This window comes from Collinsella aerofaciens, assembly GCF_015557435.1.
GTDB classification, from domain to species: domain Bacteria; phylum Actinomycetota; class Coriobacteriia; order Coriobacteriales; family Coriobacteriaceae; genus Collinsella; species Collinsella aerofaciens_Z.
In genome coordinates, this window is record NZ_JADNOH010000058.1 from 1 (window position 1) to 17,584 (window position 17,584).

General features: G+C 60.9%; 17 protein-coding genes. 3 read left to right on the forward strand and 14 right to left on the reverse strand.

The window, feature by feature from the left end; translation table 11 throughout:
- Positions 1 to 130: 130 nt before the first annotated feature.
- The 7 genes from I2G43_RS05555 to I2G43_RS05585 all read right to left on the reverse strand — a co-directional run bounded on the left by I2G43_RS05555 (position 131) and on the right by I2G43_RS05585 (position 7,060).
- Positions 131 to 2,707, reverse strand: a complete 2,577-nt coding sequence (locus I2G43_RS05555) for a DNA topoisomerase I (RefSeq protein WP_195535401.1) — start codon at positions 2,705 to 2,707, stop codon at positions 131 to 133.
- 54 nt (positions 2,708 to 2,761) lie between these two features.
- Positions 2,762 to 3,445 (reverse strand): hydrogenase nickel incorporation protein HypB, encoded by a 684-nt coding sequence (hypB, locus tag I2G43_RS05560; protein WP_138374518.1) that lies wholly within the window; start codon positions 3,443 to 3,445, stop codon positions 2,762 to 2,764.
- 55 nt (positions 3,446 to 3,500) lie between these two features.
- Complete coding sequence (hypA, locus tag I2G43_RS05565; protein ID WP_117565013.1) at positions 3,501 to 3,857, reverse strand: hydrogenase maturation nickel metallochaperone HypA; 357 nt, start codon at positions 3,855 to 3,857, stop codon at positions 3,501 to 3,503.
- Positions 3,858 to 3,863: 6 nt separating this feature from the next.
- The gene (gene tatC, locus I2G43_RS05570; RefSeq protein WP_195535402.1) at positions 3,864 to 4,655 is read right to left on the reverse strand and encodes a twin-arginine translocase subunit TatC; all 792 of its coding nucleotides are present in this window, start codon (positions 4,653 to 4,655) and stop codon (positions 3,864 to 3,866) included.
- Positions 4,655 to 5,221: a twin-arginine translocase TatA/TatE family subunit gene (locus tag I2G43_RS05575; RefSeq protein WP_195535403.1), complete on the reverse strand. Its 567-nt coding sequence runs from the start codon at positions 5,219 to 5,221 to the stop codon at positions 4,655 to 4,657. The genes tatC and I2G43_RS05575 overlap by 1 nt, the downstream gene beginning before the upstream one ends.
- Before the next feature lie 153 nt (positions 5,222 to 5,374).
- Positions 5,375 to 5,689 carry an STAS domain-containing protein gene (locus I2G43_RS05580; RefSeq protein WP_089572422.1) on the reverse strand — a complete coding sequence of 105 codons (315 nt, stop codon included), beginning with the start codon at positions 5,687 to 5,689 and terminating at the stop codon, positions 5,375 to 5,377.
- A gap of 66 nt (positions 5,690 to 5,755) precedes the next feature.
- A complete protein-coding gene (locus tag I2G43_RS05585; protein WP_195535404.1) occupies positions 5,756 to 7,060 on the reverse strand; it encodes an aminotransferase class I/II-fold pyridoxal phosphate-dependent enzyme in 1,305 nt (434 codons plus the stop codon).
- Between the two features lie 150 nt (positions 7,061 to 7,210).
- Between I2G43_RS05585 and I2G43_RS05590 the strand changes: the two genes are divergently transcribed.
- Positions 7,211 to 7,465 carry a hypothetical protein gene (locus tag I2G43_RS05590; RefSeq protein WP_022093864.1) on the forward strand — a complete coding sequence of 85 codons (255 nt, stop codon included), beginning with the start codon at positions 7,211 to 7,213 and terminating at the stop codon, positions 7,463 to 7,465.
- A gap of 372 nt (positions 7,466 to 7,837) precedes the next feature.
- On the opposite strand, the gene nhaA is transcribed toward I2G43_RS05590, so the two are convergent.
- The 7 genes from nhaA to I2G43_RS05625 all read right to left on the reverse strand — a co-directional run bounded on the left by nhaA (position 7,838) and on the right by I2G43_RS05625 (position 15,442).
- Complete coding sequence (nhaA, locus tag I2G43_RS05595; protein WP_195535405.1) at positions 7,838 to 9,196, reverse strand: Na+/H+ antiporter NhaA; 1,359 nt, start codon at positions 9,194 to 9,196, stop codon at positions 7,838 to 7,840.
- 268 nt (positions 9,197 to 9,464) lie between these two features.
- A complete protein-coding gene (locus I2G43_RS05600) occupies positions 9,465 to 10,388 on the reverse strand; it encodes a manganese-dependent inorganic pyrophosphatase (RefSeq protein ID WP_055251253.1) in 924 nt (307 codons plus the stop codon).
- A 175-nt stretch (positions 10,389 to 10,563) separates the two neighbouring features.
- The gene (locus I2G43_RS05605) at positions 10,564 to 11,517 is read right to left on the reverse strand and encodes an ROK family protein (protein ID WP_229071610.1); all 954 of its coding nucleotides are present in this window, start codon (positions 11,515 to 11,517) and stop codon (positions 10,564 to 10,566) included.
- Positions 11,518 to 11,758: 241 nt separating this feature from the next.
- Positions 11,759 to 12,091: a PTS lactose/cellobiose transporter subunit IIA gene (locus I2G43_RS05610; RefSeq protein WP_199407153.1), complete on the reverse strand. Its 333-nt coding sequence runs from the start codon at positions 12,089 to 12,091 to the stop codon at positions 11,759 to 11,761.
- A 9-nt stretch (positions 12,092 to 12,100) separates the two neighbouring features.
- On the reverse strand, positions 12,101 to 12,403 hold the full coding sequence (locus tag I2G43_RS05615; RefSeq protein ID WP_117735519.1) for a PTS sugar transporter subunit IIB: 303 nt from the start codon (positions 12,401 to 12,403) through the stop codon (positions 12,101 to 12,103).
- Between the two features lie 150 nt (positions 12,404 to 12,553).
- Complete coding sequence (locus tag I2G43_RS05620) at positions 12,554 to 13,906, reverse strand: PTS sugar transporter subunit IIC (protein WP_195535407.1); 1,353 nt, start codon at positions 13,904 to 13,906, stop codon at positions 12,554 to 12,556.
- Positions 13,907 to 14,041: 135 nt separating this feature from the next.
- Positions 14,042 to 15,442 carry a glycoside hydrolase family 1 protein gene (locus I2G43_RS05625; protein WP_195535408.1) on the reverse strand — a complete coding sequence of 467 codons (1,401 nt, stop codon included), beginning with the start codon at positions 15,440 to 15,442 and terminating at the stop codon, positions 14,042 to 14,044.
- Positions 15,443 to 15,746: 304 nt separating this feature from the next.
- Here I2G43_RS05625 and I2G43_RS05630 point away from each other — a divergent pair, with 304 nt between their 5' ends.
- Both I2G43_RS05630 and I2G43_RS05635 read left to right on the forward strand, forming a co-directional pair.
- The gene (locus tag I2G43_RS05630) at positions 15,747 to 16,466 is read left to right on the forward strand and encodes a GntR family transcriptional regulator (protein ID WP_195535409.1); all 720 of its coding nucleotides are present in this window, start codon (positions 15,747 to 15,749) and stop codon (positions 16,464 to 16,466) included.
- A 72-nt stretch (positions 16,467 to 16,538) separates the two neighbouring features.
- Complete coding sequence (locus I2G43_RS05635) at positions 16,539 to 17,471, forward strand: type I phosphomannose isomerase catalytic subunit (RefSeq protein WP_416378404.1); 933 nt, start codon at positions 16,539 to 16,541, stop codon at positions 17,469 to 17,471.
- The last annotated feature ends 113 nt before the right edge of the window (positions 17,472 to 17,584 follow it).

Consider the following 17,584-nt stretch of genomic DNA (forward strand, 5'->3'; position numbering starts at 1 on the left):
GGCCCGATTTTGCCTCTTGACAATGTCCTGCTCATATTAAAAGGAACGTCCCTAACTGCCGGATAAAAAACGAGCGAGGATTTTGAGGTCCTCGCTCGTTTTTGTTTTAGGTGATGCTTCGACCGTGCGGCTACTTGTCGGCAGCGGTCTTTTTGGTAGTCGACTTCTTCGCGGTCGCCTTCTTGGCGGCAGTGGCTTTCTTAGCCGTCGTCTTCTTGGCCGTGCTCGCCTTGGTCGCAGTCTTGCGGCCGCGGGCGGGCTTCTTCTCCTTGGTCGGACAGTCCATGTTGACGCAGATACGCCACGGGCCGCGCGCCGTGTTGACCACCACGATGGGGGCGCCGCACTCGGGGCAGGTCTCACCCGTCGCCTCGAGCTTACCGCGCGCCGGTAGAGGATAGCTCACGCCGCAATCGTCATAGTTGGTGCAGCGGATAAAGCGCTTGCCGCTCTTCTCGCTCTTGTGCGCGATCAGGTCGCCATGGCGTCCGGCCTCGGCACACACCTTGCACTCGCCCACCTTAAGGTCGGGCTCGTAGTTGGTGGGGCATGTGGGGTTCACGCAAATCTCGAAGGCCTTCTGGCGGAACGGCTGACACTTAATGCGCGGCGCACCGCACTCGGGACACACGGCGGCCTCGCCCTCGAGCGGGCTCACCTTGACGCCACTCGGCACCGGATAGGTCACGTCGCAGTCGGGCCATCCCATGCAGCCGATAAAGCTGCCGCGGGTCTTGGCGCTAGTCTTCATAACCAGGTCCTTGCCGCACTTGGGACAGGCGCCCACGCGTGCATCGGCCGTGACGGCGTCGCTGATGGCGTCGCCCAGCTCCTGCGTATGCTTGAGCAGCTCGTCGAGCACGCCGGCCAGCAGTGCGCGCGAGTGCGTCACGACATGCTCTTCGGTGTCCTCGCCGCGCTCGACGCGGGTCATGTCGCCGTCGAGCTCGCTGGTCATATCGGGGCTCGTGATGCGCGGGGCAAACTGCGTCAGCGCATCGATGATGGCGATGCCCAGCTGACTCGGCTCCACGGGATCGTTTTTGAGGTAGCGCACGGCGTACAGGCGCTCGATGATGCTCGCGCGCGTGGACTTGGTGCCCAAGCCGCGCTTCTCCATCTCCTGCACGAGTTTACCCTGGCTGTAGCGTGCGGGCGGCTCGGTCTGCTTTGCCTCGAGCTTAATGTCGAACACATCAACCGTATCGCCCTGCTCCAGCGGCGGCATCTGCTCGTCGCGCTTGAGTCCGTACGGGTATGCCTCGCGGAAACCCGGGGTCACGAGCACATCGCCCGAAGCCACGAACGGCTCACCGTTCACGTCGAGCTCGAGCTTGGTGTTCTCGATGGTCGCGGGACCCATAAGCGTCGCCAGGAAGCGGCGGGCGATAAGATCGTAGAGTTTGCGTTGGCCGCCATCAAGCGTGGACGGATCGCCCTCGCCCGTGGGGTAGATAGGCGGGTGGTCGGTGGTCTCGACCTTGCCGCGCGCGGGCTTCATGGGGCCGGCGAGCACCTTTTTGCACACGGGCGCCAGCGCCGGGTTGATCTTTGCCAGGTCGCTCACCACGGCGCCCAGATCGAGCGTCGCGGGGTACACGGTGTTGTCGACACGCGGGTAGCTGATGAGGCCCGCCATGTAGAGGGACTCGGCGATGCGCATGGTACGCGCAGGCGAGATGCCCTCGGCTGCGGCGGCAGCCTGCAGCGAGGTGGTCGCAAACGGCGTGGGTGGCTGCTGCTTGCGTGAGCGCTTGGTCACCGCGGCGACGGTTGCCGTCGTAACGCCGTCGACATGGCCGTATGCCGTCTCGGCAGCATCCTTGTCGGTAAAGCGTGCCGTCTTGTGCGCAATCTTAAAGCGGTCGTCCTCGGCAGCACCCTGCGCGGCGCCCATGCCGCGGATCTGCCAATAGTCCTCGGGCACAAACGCCATGCGCTCGCGCTCGCGCTCGACCACCAGGGCAAGCGTCGGGGTCTGCACGCGGCCGGCGGAACGCACGTTGCCAAAGCCGCCAAACTTGGCGAGCGTCAGGTAGCGCGTGAGCACCGCACCCCAAATGAGGTCGATGTGCTGGCGGCTCTCGCCGGCGTCGGCCAGATTCTGGTCGAGCGAGACGAGATTATCGAAGGCCTGCGTGATCTCGGCCTTGGTAAACGAAGAATACTGGGCGCGGGCGACCGGCAAGTCCGGCGCAACCTCGCGCACCTTGTTGAGGGCGTCCGAACCGATCAGCTCGCCCTCGCGGTCGAAGTCCGTGGCGATGATGACGCTGTCGGACTTTTTAGCGAGGTTCTTGAGCGAACGAATGAGCTCCTTCTCGGCCGGCAGCTTAATGACGGGCGCCCAGGTGAGATAAGGCAGGCTCTCGAGCTTCCAGCCCTTGATGGAGATACCGTCGGCAAGGAACGGCTTACGCTTGGTGTCGTAGGGCGGACGAGCCAGGCCATCGGGCATGTCGGCCGGCAACATCTCACCGTCCTCGGTGACCGAATACCAACCCAGCTTTTTATCGAACAGCACGCTGTCGCAAAAATCGGGTGCAAGGATGTGACCGGCAAGACCGATCGTCACGCACTCCTCGCCCTTCCACTCAAAACGGTAGATGACGGTGTTGTACACCTTGTCCTTTTTGGGCTTACCCGTGGACAGCCGCTCGGCGATCTGACGCGCGGCGTCGTTTTTCTCGGCGATGATGAGCTTCAAAAGAGGCTCCTATCTCGTATCTCTGCGGCTACGCCCGCCCGTATGGCGGCCGATTTACGCCCTTGCTTGCTCAATCTGCCCGATGAGCCAATCGCACCAGGCATCCATGCCCTCGCCCTTGCGCGCGCTCACGGCAAACCGCGGCGCCTGCGGATTGAGGTCATCGAGTGTCTTAGTATACCTATCCATGTCAAAATCGAAAGCCGGGGCCACGTCGACCTTGTTGAGCAGCTGCGCGCCGGCGTGCTGGAAGATGCCCGGGTACTTAATGGGCTTGTCGTCGCCCTCGGGCACCGAGAGAATCATGATGGACAGGTTCTCACCCAGGTCAAAGTCGACCGGGCAGACCAGGTTGCCCACGTTTTCGATAAAGATGACGTCGATGTTCTCCAGACCGACGGCCTGGTCGAACGCGTCAACGGCCTCCATGATCATGTTGCCCTCGAGGTGGCACAGGCCACCCGTGTTGATCTGGATGGCGGGCATGCCGGCTTCCTTCATGGTGATGGCGTCGACATCCGAGGCAATATCGCCCTCGATGACGGCACAGCGCAGGCCAGCCTTGTCGCGCAGGCGCTCGTTGGTGCCCAGGATCGTGGTGGTCTTGCCCGAACCGGGGCTCGACAGCACATTGATCACATAGGTGTTTGTCTCTTTGAATCGCTGTCGCAGCTGATCTGCCAGGCGTTCGTTGCGCGACAGAATCGGCGACGCGATATCAATCGTTTTCTCAGCCATACTCGGCACTCCTTACTTTGGCCCCTTTATACCCCATCACCAGATGGCTAGCGGGCTAATCGTCGGGGGTTTCGATTTCGATACTTGCGATGTCGAGCTCGCGGCCGTGCAGCAGACGCACGTTGGCGCCGCCACATTGGGGACAGCGGCAATGGAAGCGATCGTGCTCAAAGACCTCCCCGCAGTCCAGACACTCGCTTTGTGGATGGACTTCCTCCACGGCAAGCTCGCAGCCTCGCGTGAGCGGGTCCTCATCGCGAAATGTCTCCCACGCAAAGTCGAGCGCCTCGCGCACAACTTCGGTCATATCCCCGATACGCAGCGTTACCAAAACGGCGCGCGAGGCCCCCGCCCCACGCGCCGCGCGAATCACTGTATCGAGTATGCCGTTGACAATGCCAACCTCGTGCATACCGATTTACTCCTCGTCGTCCTCGTCGTCCGAGAACAGGTCCAGACGGCTCACGAACAGGCCCTCCTTGCCCTCGCGCGCGGTGATGACCACACGGGCGACGGCGAGCGAAATCTCGTAGAGCGAGAGCAGGGCGCCGTACATAAGGCCCAGGGTGACGGGCGAGCCGTCGGGCGTGATCACGGCCGAGGCCACGAGCAGGCCAACGTACACATAGCGCCAGGCGCTGCGGAAGGCGGCATAGGACACGATGTGGAAAACGGACAGGTAGAAGATGATGAGCGGCAGCTCAAACGCCACACCAAAGCCGATCATAAAGAGCAGCTCCATGTTGATGTAGTCCTCCAGATTGGGCAACGCCGTAGCGACAGCCGAGGTCTCGCCGATGAGCCACTCAAAGCCTGCCGGAATGATGATGAAGTAGCAGAAGATAGCGCCCAGGAAGAACAGCACCGTCGAGGCGAGCACCGTGGGCACGACCCATTTGCGCTCGTTGGGACGCAGTGCCGGCAGGAAAAATGCCAGAATCTGCCAGATGATCATGGGCGTGCACATGACCACGGCCATCTTGATGGCCAGCGAGAAGCGCAGGCCAAAGCCGCCGAGCGTGGTGGTGATGTAAAACTTACCGTCCGGCACAAAGGAGCGGATGGGGTCTTTCAAGATGTCGAGCACCACGGGCGTGGCGAAATACAGCACGATGGCTGCGGCAAACACCGACACAACCACGATGGTCAGGCGGCGACGAAGCTCTCCCAGGTGGTCGAAGAGCGGCATACGCGCAGGTCCGATAGGCATTACTCATCGCCTCCCTTCGGGGCGTCGCCGGCAGCGGCTTCGTCCTCGGCCTCGAGCTCGCGAGCGAGCTGGTCGACGACGGCCTTACGTTTGCGGGGACGACGGGCGTAGAGGTCAGCCGTCGTGGGCTCTGCCGGCTCGGGCTCGGGCTCTGCAGCAGGCTCGGGCTCGACGGCAGCAGCAGGCTCTGTACCCTCGGCCTCATCAACAGCGCCTTCGCCCTCAGCAGCACCCTCGCTTGCGGCCTTCTCGGCAGCAAGACGGGCGCGACGCTCGGCAAAGGTCTCCTTCTTGGCGGGCGCTGCCGTCTCGGCGGCATCCTCGTCCACATCGGAATCGTCGTCGGTCGCAGCAGTCTTCTTGGGCTTGACCGGGGCCGACGCGGCCTCGCTCACCGGATCGATAATCTCGGACTGAACAACGGCCGTCATCTTTTCCTGCGTCTCGCGGAACTGACGGATGGCACGGCCGATCGTGCGGCCCATCTGCGGGAGCTTATCCGGGCCAAACAGCAAAAAGCCGAAGACCACGATGATCGCGAGCTCACCCTCTCCAATACCAAACACACATACCTCCAAGGCTCGATGTGAGTCGAGCCCGCACCGCGCCATTCGGCCGGAACTCGTCTATTCATTCGGTCAAGTATAGCGCCCGGACGCCAAAACGTCCGAGCGCATCACAAACATATGCCAAACGGCACGCCCTTTTGGGGGCAAAGATTATGCAGCGGTGATCGAAATCTCCTGGTCGACGCCCAACAGCTGAACCACGCGCATCACCGGGGGCTGCACGTTGACGCAGCTAAAACGCTTACCATGATCAGCTGCGTGGTGTGCGGCGCCCACAAGCACGCCAATGCCTGTCGAATCGATGTAGCTCACCTGGGCAAAATCGAGCTCAACGGCCTCAGTGGGCTGCTCGAGCGCCAGGTCGATGGCATTGCGCAGGCTATCGGCGTTAGAGATATCGATCTCACCGGTCACCTTAATGGTGTAGAGCTCTGGCGTGGGGTTGGTGGAAATACCCAAATCCATGTATACGCTCCTTTACGTATCGAAAGTGCGGATAGTACTAGGCGCGGACTTGCGGGGCCCTACGCGCTAGGCGCGCTCGGTACGCGCAAGCTCGGCAGCGACGAGCTTGACAGCCAGCACCAGCACATCGAGCGCAGCCTCCAGGTCCTCGACCGTGGGATAGCTCGGCGCGATGCGGATGTTGGTGTCGCGCGGATCCTTGCCATAAGGCCAGGTGGCACCAGCCGGCGTGAGCTTGACGCCCAGGTCGGCACAAAGCGCGGCGACCTTCTGGGCAGAGCCCTCGGGACCATCGAAGCTCACGAAGTAACCGCCGCGGGGGTGCGTCCAAGTGGCGCAACCCGTGTTGCCCAAGCCCTCGGTGAGTTTACGCTCAACGGCCTCAAAGCGCGGGCGCAGGAACTCGGCATGCTTTTTCATGTGCTCCTTGACCGCCTCGATGGTGGGAAGGAAACGCACGTGACGCAGCTGGTTGAGCTTGTCGGCGCTAATAAGACCGGCCTTCAGGCGCTTGGAGAACTCGGCGATGACCGCGGGGCTCGCACCGATAAAGCCGATGCCAGCGCCCGGGAAGGTGATCTTGGACGTCGATGCAAAGGCCACCACGCGATCCTCGGTACCCGCCGTGCGGGCAAGATCGAAGATGTTGGCGAGCTCGTCGGTCTCGTCGTACAGGTCGTGCACGCAGTAAGCGTTGTCCCAGAAGATGCGGAAATCGGGCGCGGCCGTGGGCATCTCGACCAAGCGGCGCACAGTGTCCTCGCTAAAGGTGATGCCCGTGGGGTTGGAATACTTGGGCACGCACCAGATACCCTTGATGGAATCGTCGGCGGCAACCAGGCGCTCGATCTCGTCCATGTCGGGGCCGTTGTCGGTCATCGCGACGGGGACGTTCTCGATGCCCAGATCGGCGGTGATGCCAAAGTGGCGATCGTAGCCGGGAACAGGGCACAGGAACTTGACCTTCTTGCCGTCGTGCGCTGCCTCGTAAGCCTCCCAAGGGTCGCTGCCGCACGAGCCGCAACGCCAGAACATACCGGCGATATCGTGCTCGATCAGCAGGCTCGATGAGCCCAGTACGAGCGTCTGCTCGGCAGGACAACCCAGGAACTCCCCCGCCAGCTTGCGTGCCGAGGGAATGCCCTCAAAGCAGCCGTAGTTGGAGCAGTCGACGTTGCCGTCATGCAGATCGGCATCGGCATTGAGGATATCGAGCATGGGGCGAGAGATGTCCACCTGGGAGGGCGACGGCTTGCCGCGGGCCATGTCGAGCGCCAGGCCCTTGGCCTTGACCTCGGCGACCTCGGCTTTGAGCGCCTCGATGGCGGCATCGAGTTCGGTGGTTTCCATCTTCTGGTAGATCGTCTGCATGGGGTGCGACCTTTCGCGAAGCGGTACGTTGCAGTTCGTCTAAGTATAGACCGCCATCGTCGCAACGTTATGAAGCCGTGATAGATTAAGTTCATCGCAATCAATTACGAATCGCCGCGCATGCCGGCGTGGGGCGCCCAAGGAGGCACTATGGAGTACGGATCGTTTCAGGCCGAGGAATTCGGCGACTTGCAGCGCCTGGTCGACGGACTGTTTTACGACCGCCACGCCATCGACCGCCTGGATCTGATCGTACAGGCCGAAATCTTGGACCTGGCGCCCGACCTCATGGAAATCGTGAACCTTTTGCCGCCCGGCTACTACGACCGCCAGTCACTGTGTGATCAGCTCAACTCCGCCTTGGCCGCCCACGGCTGGGGCGCCGTCTACGGAACCGTGGAATAAGCCTCGAGGCCGGCGATTTGGCCCGCTTCCCGACCTTGGCGAGGCTTGTTTTAGGGCTTGTGGCCAAAAAAGGGCAAATATGAGTACTGTTACCTTTTTAGTAGCAGCGATTCTTGGTCGAAATCGGCAAAACTCGACTTGAAACTTCCTAATCACCGTCAGCTAGCGCCAAATTGGAAGTCGATGGTCACTCGTTAACGTACAGATAACAAGATTGTGTTCATTATTTTCCACACCTAAAATGAAACGCCGTTTGTGACAGTACTCACAAACGGCGTTTTTTGACCACTGGGGTGTCTGGCAGGCGGCAAACACCGCCCGAATCCGCATTTTGAACGCGCCTAAACCGGTTCTGGAGCCGGTTTTGTGCTCTTACTCGTTTTTGGGCGCGGGGTGTTTGCAGACCACGCTCATGTAGATCATGCCGAGCACGGCGGCGGTGACCGAACCGGCAAGGATGGCGGCCTTGGCAGCCAGAACCTCGAACTGAGCCGTCGGGAAGGCGAGGCCGCTGATGAGAATCGACATGGTAAAGCCGATGCCGCCCAGAATGCCCACACCGGCGATCATGTGCCAGTTGACGTTATGCGGCAGCTCGCAGGCCTTGAGCTTGACCAGGGCAAACGTCATGCCAAAGATGCCAATCGGCTTACCCAGCAGCATGCCAAAGTACACGCCAAGCGTCACCGGGTCGGTCAGCAACGTGCTCATGTCCACGCCCACCAGGCGAACCTGCGCGTTGACGAACGCGAAGATCGGCAGGATCACAAAGTTAACCGGCGTGGAGATCAGGCGCTCCATACGGATGAGCGGCGGGGTCACGCGGTGCATGACGCGCTCGACCTTGGTGGTCGAGACGGTAAAGTCGTGCTGGCCCAAGATGTGCGCCTCATCGTCGTAGCGGTCGTCGAGCAGCGGCAGGCACTCGCCCAGCCAATCGGTGAGGCTGTCGAGCTTGACGCCGCACTTGGCCGGGATGGTAAAGGCCAGGATGACGCCGGCGAGCGTAGCATGCACGCCGCTCTTGAACATGCAGAACCACAGCAGCAGGCCCAGCACCGTATACGGAGCCAAGCGGTAGTGCTGAGTCTTGTTGAGCCACACGAGTGCGCAGGTCACAACCGCGGCGGCGCCCAACCAAAACGGGTTGGGGCTCTGACCATAAAAGATGGCGATGGCGGCGATGGAGATCAGGTCGTCGGCGATGGCGAGCGTCGAGAAGAACACGCGCACGCCGTTAGGCACGCGGTTGCCTAAGAGCGACAGCACACCCAGCGCAAAGGCGATATCAGTTGCCATGGGAATGGCCCAGCCGTTATGCGCGCCGGCATGGTTAAAGATGAGGTAGATGCAGGCGGGAACGACGACGCCGCCCACGGCTGCCAGCATGGGGAGCATGGCCTGGCGCGGGTTCTTGAGCTCGCCGACCGTCATCTCGTACTTAAGCTCAATGCCCACCAGCAAAAAGAAGATCGCCATGAGGAAGTCGTTGACGAAAAGCTCAACGGTCAGGCCGGCCGTAAAATGCCCCAGGCCCACATACAGCGGAGTCTCCAAAAAGTGATGGATGGCCTCGTAGGCATCGGTGTTGGCGCAGATAACGGCGGCGATGGCGGCAAACACCATGACGGCGGCCGAAATCGTGCCGTTCTCGGCGATGCGCTCCCAAATGTCGTGACGCTCAAAACGCTTGCGCTCACGGACGTTGAACAGCTGCTCGGGTGCTGCCATGGGCGGCTCCTTTCACGGGAAAGCTCCCGTCTTAAAAAAGCACGGCCCGCCCAAGTGGCGGCGCCGCGCTCTAACGTATTACGCTTGCATCTAGCCTACCCTGCACGACAAGCACGCAGGCGCGGCCGAAAAGCGGAACCACAGGTTGAACATTATTTGCTCAACGGCACGGGCACGCCTGTCCAAGAGACGACGCGGCGCCGTGCACAAAAAACGACCGGAGCGCGGGGCGTCCGCGATCCGGTCATCGGTGTTAGGTCAAAAGAACCTAGCAGGCGGCCATGATGGGGGCAGCGACCTGCTTCTTACGGGAGAGGACACCCGGCATCCAGACGCCGTCGTGCTCGTCGGCAATGCCCAGGCCCTTCTGAGCGGCCTCGGTCTCGCCCTCGAGCAGGACCTGCGAGCCCTCCTCCATGATGTCGGTGATGCACAGGACGATGCCGTCGGCACCCTTCTCGGCGGCGTAGGCGCGCATGGCCTCGCGAATCTCGTCGATCATGCCGAGCGCGCGGCTCTTGTCGACGGTCTCGTACTGGCCGATGAGCAGCTTCTTGCCGGCGGGCTCGAACATCTTGATGTCGTTGCCGACCATCTCGGCTGCGGTGAAGGAGCCGGACGGACGGGTGAGGAAGACCTCCATGCCAAACTTGACCGGGTCGACGCCCACCTGCTCGCCGAGCTTGGCGGCGACGGCGCGGTCGACATCGGTGGTGGTGGGGCTCTTGAGCATGAGCGTGTCGGTCATCATGGCCGAGAGCAGCAGCTTGGCCTGGACGTCGGAAAGCTCAACGCCGAGCACGCCGGCGAGCTTGGTGACGATGGTGCAGCTGGAGCCCCAGGGCAGGCAGATGTAGTGCAGCGGGCCGGCGGTCTCGAAGTCGCCGATGCGGTGATGATCGACGACGCCAAAGACCGTGGCGTCCTTAAGGCCGGCGACGGACTGGGCAGACTCGTTGTGGTCGGTGAGGACGACGAGCTGACCGGCCTCGACGGAATCAATCACGCGGGGCTCGGCGATGCCGGCGTCGGCGAGCAGCTTGGCGGACTCGGCCGGAAGCTGGCCCAGAGCGCAAGCCTCGTAGGTGTTGCCGGCATACTCAACCTGGTTGAGCAGCTGGGACAGGACGACGGCGCTCATGATGGCGTCGTTATCGGGGTTCTGGTGACCAAAGACAAGAACGTTTGCCATGGGTTTCCTCCACTTGATATGTGTACTTGGACGTAGCTATGGTAGCACGCCGATGCCGAGCCTTCGCAGACGGAAGGGCCACGGCATATTTTGGGGCAGGCACGGGGGCCAAGGCTGTCCCTTTTACGCCATGTTGGTGCAAAGTAACCTGTCCCCTTTGCGCCAACGAGCGAACTTATTTACCGGCGGCGCGCAGGGCTACGTAGGCGGCGCCGATGATGCCGGCGTCGTTGCCGAGCGAAGCGACCTTGATGGGCGTCTCGCGTGAGGCGGAAAGCGCGTAGCGCTGGAAGTGCTCGCGAACTGCGTCGAGGTAGACATCGGCCGAGGCGGACGCACCGCCGCCGATCAGGAACATCTCGGGGTCGACCACGTTGGCAATAAGCGCCAGGGCGCGGCCGAGGTAGTCGGCCATGGTATCGGCAGCTGCCAACGCGAGCTTGTCACCCTCGCGGCAGGCCTGGAACACGTCCTTGGAATCGGAGGGGCCGGTGAGCTCAATGGGCTCGACGCCCGCTTTCTTGCACTCAGCAAGGTAGTTGCTCACCACGCCGGTGGCGCTGGAATACTGCTCCAGATGGCCATGGCCGCCACAGCCGCAGGTGCGCTCCTCAGCCGGGTTCAGGCACATGTGGCCAATCTCGCCGCCGGCGCCCACAACGCCCGATACCACGTCGCCGTTGATGATGACGCCGCCGCCCACGCCGGTACCGATGGTGACCATCACCACGTTCTGCACGCCCTTGGCAGAACCGAGCCAGGCCTCGCCCATGGCAGCGGCGTTGGCGTCGTTCTCGTACTTAACGACCGCGTCGGGGCAGTGCTTTTGAATGGCGATCCTCAGCTCGGGCAGGTTAATGGCAATGTTGGCCTTGACCTTGGCATCGCCCGATGCCGGGATGGGGCACGGAACGGCCAGGCCAATACCCGCCACAAAGGCACGCGGAATCTGGGCTTTGGCGACCACCTGGTCGATAGCCTCGGTCACCGCGGCAAAGCCCGCAGCGTCAACGATGGGAGGCGTAGGCACGCTGGCCTTGGCAAGCAGGTTACCGTCTTCGTCGAACAGGCCCTCCTTAACCGAAGTGCCGCCGACGTCAATGCCGATGTAATACTGCTTAGGTTCCATGGGAGCCCACCTTTCTCGTTTAAACATTGCCTGTATGGTACCGCTCTCAAGACAAAAACCCGCCAAAAAGGGACAGGTTTGTTTTGGCAGGTTTTATCTGGGGAAACGTCCCCCCGCTCAACGAGCAATGACGCTCAGCAACTCGCCAAACAAAAAGCGCCGGGAGAGGGAGACTCCCGGCGCCTGCAAAAGGGACTGGATTGTATGCGAACCGCACGATCCGTCGCGGCGAAAACGCCAGCTAGGCCTTGAGTGCCTGTAGCTGTTTGTGGACCTCAATGAGCTCCGTGGCCATGACGCGCATGGTCTCGGTGCCGGCCATCTGGTCCTCGGCGTGCAGCAGAATCAGCGGGGCCTCGCCGTTGCGCTCGCCATTGGCCTCCTTCTTAAGAAGTCCCATGTGAACATCGTGGCCGCCGTTATAGGCCTCGTCGCCCTGCTTAATGAGCTCCTCGGCGGCGTCGAAATCGCCCTCCTTGGCCTTCTGCACGGCGTTGATGTACATGCTCTTGGCGGTACCGACGTAGCTGATGATCTCGAAGCAGGTCATCTGCAGTTCGTTCATATCCTCCATGCGCTGCACCTAGCCCATCACGCTGACGCAGTGGTCGATGATGCCGGCGGCGTTCATGCGGCCATAGTCGACCATGTTGATGACCTCGACCGGGAAACGGCCGGCGGCCTCCTTCTCAAAGTCGCCCTTGGTGTAGCCGATCTGCGGGCCGAGCAGCAGGATGTCGCACTCGTCCAGGTGATCGTGGGCCTCATTCATAGGACGGGCTTCGACCTCGATGTCCAGACCACGGCTCGCGACCTCGGACTGCATCTTCTGGACCAGCAGACTCGTGGACATGCCGGCATTGCAGCAAAGCATGATCTTCTTCATGGTTTCCTCCTTATAACTGCGCGGCGCGCAGACGACAAACTGGATAAATCCTTGTGGTTATCTTTCCCCTGTTTTGCACGTTTAGGCAAAAAAGGAGATACGGGTACCGGTACCAAGCATCGGTACCCGCAAGGGTGGAATGGACAAACGCTAGGCGTTCTGCTCGGCGAGAGCCTCCTGCTTGGCAAGAGCCTTCTCGGAGATCTTCATGAAGGGCAGGTAGACGGCCATGCCGATCACGAGCTCGAGAGCCTGCCACACGCCGGCGCGCCAGTCAAAGCCCGTAGCGAGCAGGGCGTTGATGACGGGAGGCATGGTCCAAGGCACCTGAGCGATGCAGGGGCTGATGATGCCAGCACAGGTCAGGCCATAGGTGACGCCGATGAACAGATCGGGAAGAAGAACGAACGGGATCATGAGCGGCAGGTTGTACACGATGGGGTAACCGTAGATGACCGGCTCGTTAATGTTGAACAGACCAGGCAGGATAGCCATGGAGGCAACGGTCTTGGAAGCCTTGTTCTTGGAGAACAGGAAGGTGTCGAGCAGGAGCATGAGGGTGCAGCCCGAGCCGCCGATGAGGGCGAAGCTGTTGACGATCTGCATGTTCATGTAGTGGTCGGGCTGGATGACACCGCCGGCGGCATAGGTAGCCATGTTGTCGACGATGAGCATGGTCAGGATCGGCTCAACGGTAGCGCCAGAGATGGTGGACTGGTGAATACCGACGCAGAACAGCAGGTTCGCGAGGGTGTAGATGAGGATAACAGCCCACGGACCGGCGTTCATGATGCTCTTGAGCGGGTTAGAGATGCAGGTGGAGATGATGGTGCACAGATCGGTGCCGGCGCAGACGGCAAGCAGGGCCGCGGCAACAGCGAAGACCGAGAGGTTGAGCAGCATCGGGATCATGACGTTGAAGGAGTTGGAGACCGCAGGAGGCACGCCCTCGCCCAGCTTGACCTTGAGCTTCTCGACGCCCGAGATCTTGATGAAGAGCGTCGTGGAAAGCAGGGCGATGATGATGGCAGAGAACAGACCGTTGGTGCCGGTGTTGGCAGTCGAAAGGGCGCCGGTGACCTCGGCGGAGGTGATCTTGTCGGTGAGCAGCGGGCTCGTGGCGGCAAGGGTGGCGGTGATCTGCTGCGGCATCATGATGACGAAGGCAGAGATGGCGACGACCACGCAGGCAAGCGGGTTATCGAAGCGCTCGTTCTTGGCGAGGCTGTAGCCAATCAGACCCGCCAAGATAATGGCGGACACGTTGAGGGTGCCCAGGGTAATTGCCGAGCCCCAAGTCTGGAGGTTGGCAAGACCCGCCGCATCGAGCGGGAACAGAGGGAACACGACGTTGTTGATGAGAACCGCGATACCCGCAAGGATATAGAGCGGCGTGATGGTCGCGAAGGCATCGCGCAGGGAACGCAGGTGAACCTGGTTTCCTACCTTCGCAGAGACCTCGGCAAACTTGTCGAGGAAGCTCTTTCCGTTGTCACTGGCCATGATTGCTCCTAACTTTCAAATCCGGCCTTTTCCTATGCGCACGGTGGTCTGTCGCCCTCTGCCACCAGATGTGCCATTGTTTTTGCGCGTTTGCGCAGGGGCTGAGCGCCCGTTTTGGGGTTGAACGCTCGGTCGCTAGTCCACCACGTGGGTCGTGGCAACCTGCTTGAGCCAAGCAGCCGACTTCTTAAGACGGCGCTGGTAGCCGTCCATCAGGTCGACCTCGACAAAGCCATAACGGTTCTTGAAGGCGTTTGACCAGGACCAGTTGTCGATGACGGCCCAGTAGTGGTAGCCGCGGCACTTGGCCCCCTCGCCGATAGCCTTGGCGACCCACTCAAGGTGCTGGCGCACAAAATCGACGCGATAGTCGTCCTGGATGGTCCCCTCGGCGTCACGGTTCTTGTACTCGTCCATGATGCCGATACCGTTCTCGGAAACGAACCACTCAAGATCGGGATAGTTCTTGGCGCAGTCCATGCCAAAGTCGTAGAGGCCCTTCGGGTAGATCTCCCAGCCGCGGCTCTTGTTCATGACGGCGTCGGGCCACACGTACTCGTCGGCAAAGTGCGGCAGACCGTACTGGTCGATCTTGCTCGCCGGCGCCTGGACGCGCGTGGGGTGGTAGTAGTTGCAGCCGAGCCAGTCAACGATGCCCTGCTTGAGAATCTCCTGGTCGCCGGCGCGGAACGGAAGCTTGACGCCGCCCTCGGCCAGGCTGTCGAGCACATCGGCGGGAAGCTCGCCCTTGGTAATAAGGTCGAGCCACCAGCGGTTGTTGATGCCGCTGGTCATGCGCACGGCCTCGAGATCTGCCTCGCTGGGGTTCTCCTTGGTGTAGACCGGGGTGAAGCAGTTGATCATGCCGATTTTGGCATCGGCGCGAATGACACCCTCGTCATATGCCTTGCGATAGTTGGCCACGGCCAGCGCATGTGCCAGCGAAATGTGGTACTGCACGGTGCGAGCGCGGTTGAAGTCGTGAAGCTGCGGGAACCACACGCCCTCCTGGTAGCGCTGCTCGGGCTCGACGATGGGCTCGTTAAAGGTGAACCAATACTTGATCTCCTGGCCGAACTCGCGGAAAGCGACGTCGGCGTAGTGTGCGTAGGCCTCGACGACCTCGCGGCTCTCCCAACCACCACGGTTAAAGAGGTAGGTGGGCATGTCAAAGTGGTACAAGTTGACAAACGGCTCCAAGCCGGCTTCGCGAGAGGCGCGGAACAACTCGTGATACCACGCGGCACCTTCCTCGTTGAGGTTGCCGTCGGCATCGAGCAGACGGCTCCACTGGATGGAAGTGCGATAGGTATCCAGACCCAAGTCCTTCAAAATGCGAAGGTCTTCCTGGTACTTGGCCATAAAGTCATTGCCGGCGTAAGAGCCAACGCGGTTGTAGAACGAACCCAGATCCTGGATGGACCAGGTGTCCCACAGGTTCTCGAGCTTGCCGCCCTGGTTCCACTGACCCTCAGTCTGCGGGCCGGACATAGCAGCGCCAAAGAAGAAGTCGTTGGGCAGCTGATACTGTGCCATCAAAGTCCTCGCTTTCGTGTTCTAGAGCTTCCGGTTGGAGACGGGCTTGCTTTGGCAGGTTATCCGGCGCGGGCGCGCACCGGCCATACCGATATCCAACCCGCCAAAACAAAACCGTCCCCAAACGGTCGATCCTGTTGTGCGGAAGGATTCCGTTCGTTGCTTAAACTATAGCGCTCTAATTTTAAAAGTAAAGCGTCTTTTTCTTTTTTCTTTCTCGAACTTCTTAGATAAAAGTAATATGGATGCCCTGTTGAGGGTTATACTTACTTTTTGTATTCATATATGTCGGGAAGGAGGTTCCATGATTCCCAAATACGAGGCGATAGCTGCAGATATCCGTCGAAGCATCGAGGACGGCGCTCTTAAACCGGGCGACAAGCTACCCACCGTCGTTGAGTTCTGCGAGCTCTATAGCGTTTCCAAAATCACCGTCAAACGAGCTATCGAGCAGATCACCGAGGAGGGCCTTGTCACCAGCCGGCGCGGATCGGGCACCTACGTTAAGGACACGGCGGGTCTCCCCGACCAGGCATTTTTCCAGGGCAAGAATGACCGCGCCCAGGGTTTTTCGTATGAGCACCGCGGGGAGAAGGTGACCTCGGTAGTCTACGATTTCTCGATTGTCAATCCACCAGCGGACGTCGCTACTCAGCTGGGAATTGCCGAGGACGACTTTGCCTATCACATCGTGCGCGTGCGCCAGGTCGACGAGAAGCCCATCGTCATCGAGTACACCTACATGCCTCTCGAGCTGATACCGGGCCTTAAAAAGAAGGACCTATACGGATCGGTCTATAGCTTTATCCGCGAGCAGTGCGGACTCAAGATCTCGAGTTTCCACCGCACCATTCGCGCTGTCGCGGCAACTGAAGAAGAGGCTGAGCGCCTGGATACCAAACCCGGCTCTCCCCTGCTCGAACTCAACCAGATTGGCTTTTTGGATAGCGGCAACGCCTTTGAGTACTCGATTTCGCGCAACGTCGGCGACCGCTTTGAGCTGCACAACGTAACGCTGGCCTAGTTTTGTAATCCGGTGGGTGCTCGTTTTGAGCTGTCTTACGCGGCACCCGCACAACCTTATGGGAGTATGCACATGTCCGATTTGATTAAACTCACGCCGATCTTCCACGAGAAGATCTGGGGCGGTCGCCAGCTGGAGACCGTATTTGGTTACGACATTCCCGAGGGTCCCATCGGTGAGTGTTGGGCTATCTCGGCCCACCCCAACGGCGACTGCCAGATCGCGGAGGGCCCGTACGCCGGTCACACGCTTTCGTGGCTGTGGGCCGAGCACCGCGAGCTCTTTGGTAACTGCGAGGGCAAGGAGTTCCCGCTGCTCATTAAGATTCTAGACGCCAAGGACGACCTTTCGATCCAGATCCATCCCAATGACGAGTACGCCGCCGAGCACGAGAACGGCAGCCTGGGCAAAACCGAGTGCTGGTATGTACTGGACTGCGAGCCCGGCGCCACGATCATCGTCGGACAGCGCGCGCACGACCGCGCCGAGGCCGCGCGTATGATCGAGGACGGCCGCTGGGACGACATGCTCAACGTGCTGCCGATTCACAAGGGCGACTTTTTCCAGATTGATTCCGGTACCGTCCACGCCATCAAGACCGGCACGCTCATTTTGGAGACGCAGCAGTCGAGCGACGTGACATATCGCCTGTACGACTACGACCGCCCTGGCACCGACGGCAAGCTACGCCCACTTCACATTGAGCAGAGCCTCGACTGCATCGACTTTGATGTTCAGGCTCCGACCGACGGCACCGTGTCCGCGCCCGAGGTCGACGGCGTGACCGAGCTCGAGTCCAACCCCTGCTACACCGTCGATCGCGTGCGCGTCGACGGCAGCAAGACCCTCAACCAGCGCTGGCCCTTCATGTGCCTGTCGGTCATCGACGGCAAAGGCACCGTCTGCGGCGACCCCGTCCACAAAGGCAGCCACCTACTGGCTCCGTCCACTGTCAGCTCCATCGACCTCGAAGGCAAGATGGAACTGATCATCAGCCACCTGTAATCGCTCAATCCCCGAGCGCTCGCCGGCGCGGGGCGCGGGGTTTGGTCGCCTGCTCGAGCAGTCCTGACTCGCACGGAGAGCACATTAAGTGCTCTCCGGCTCGTGCGGAACTC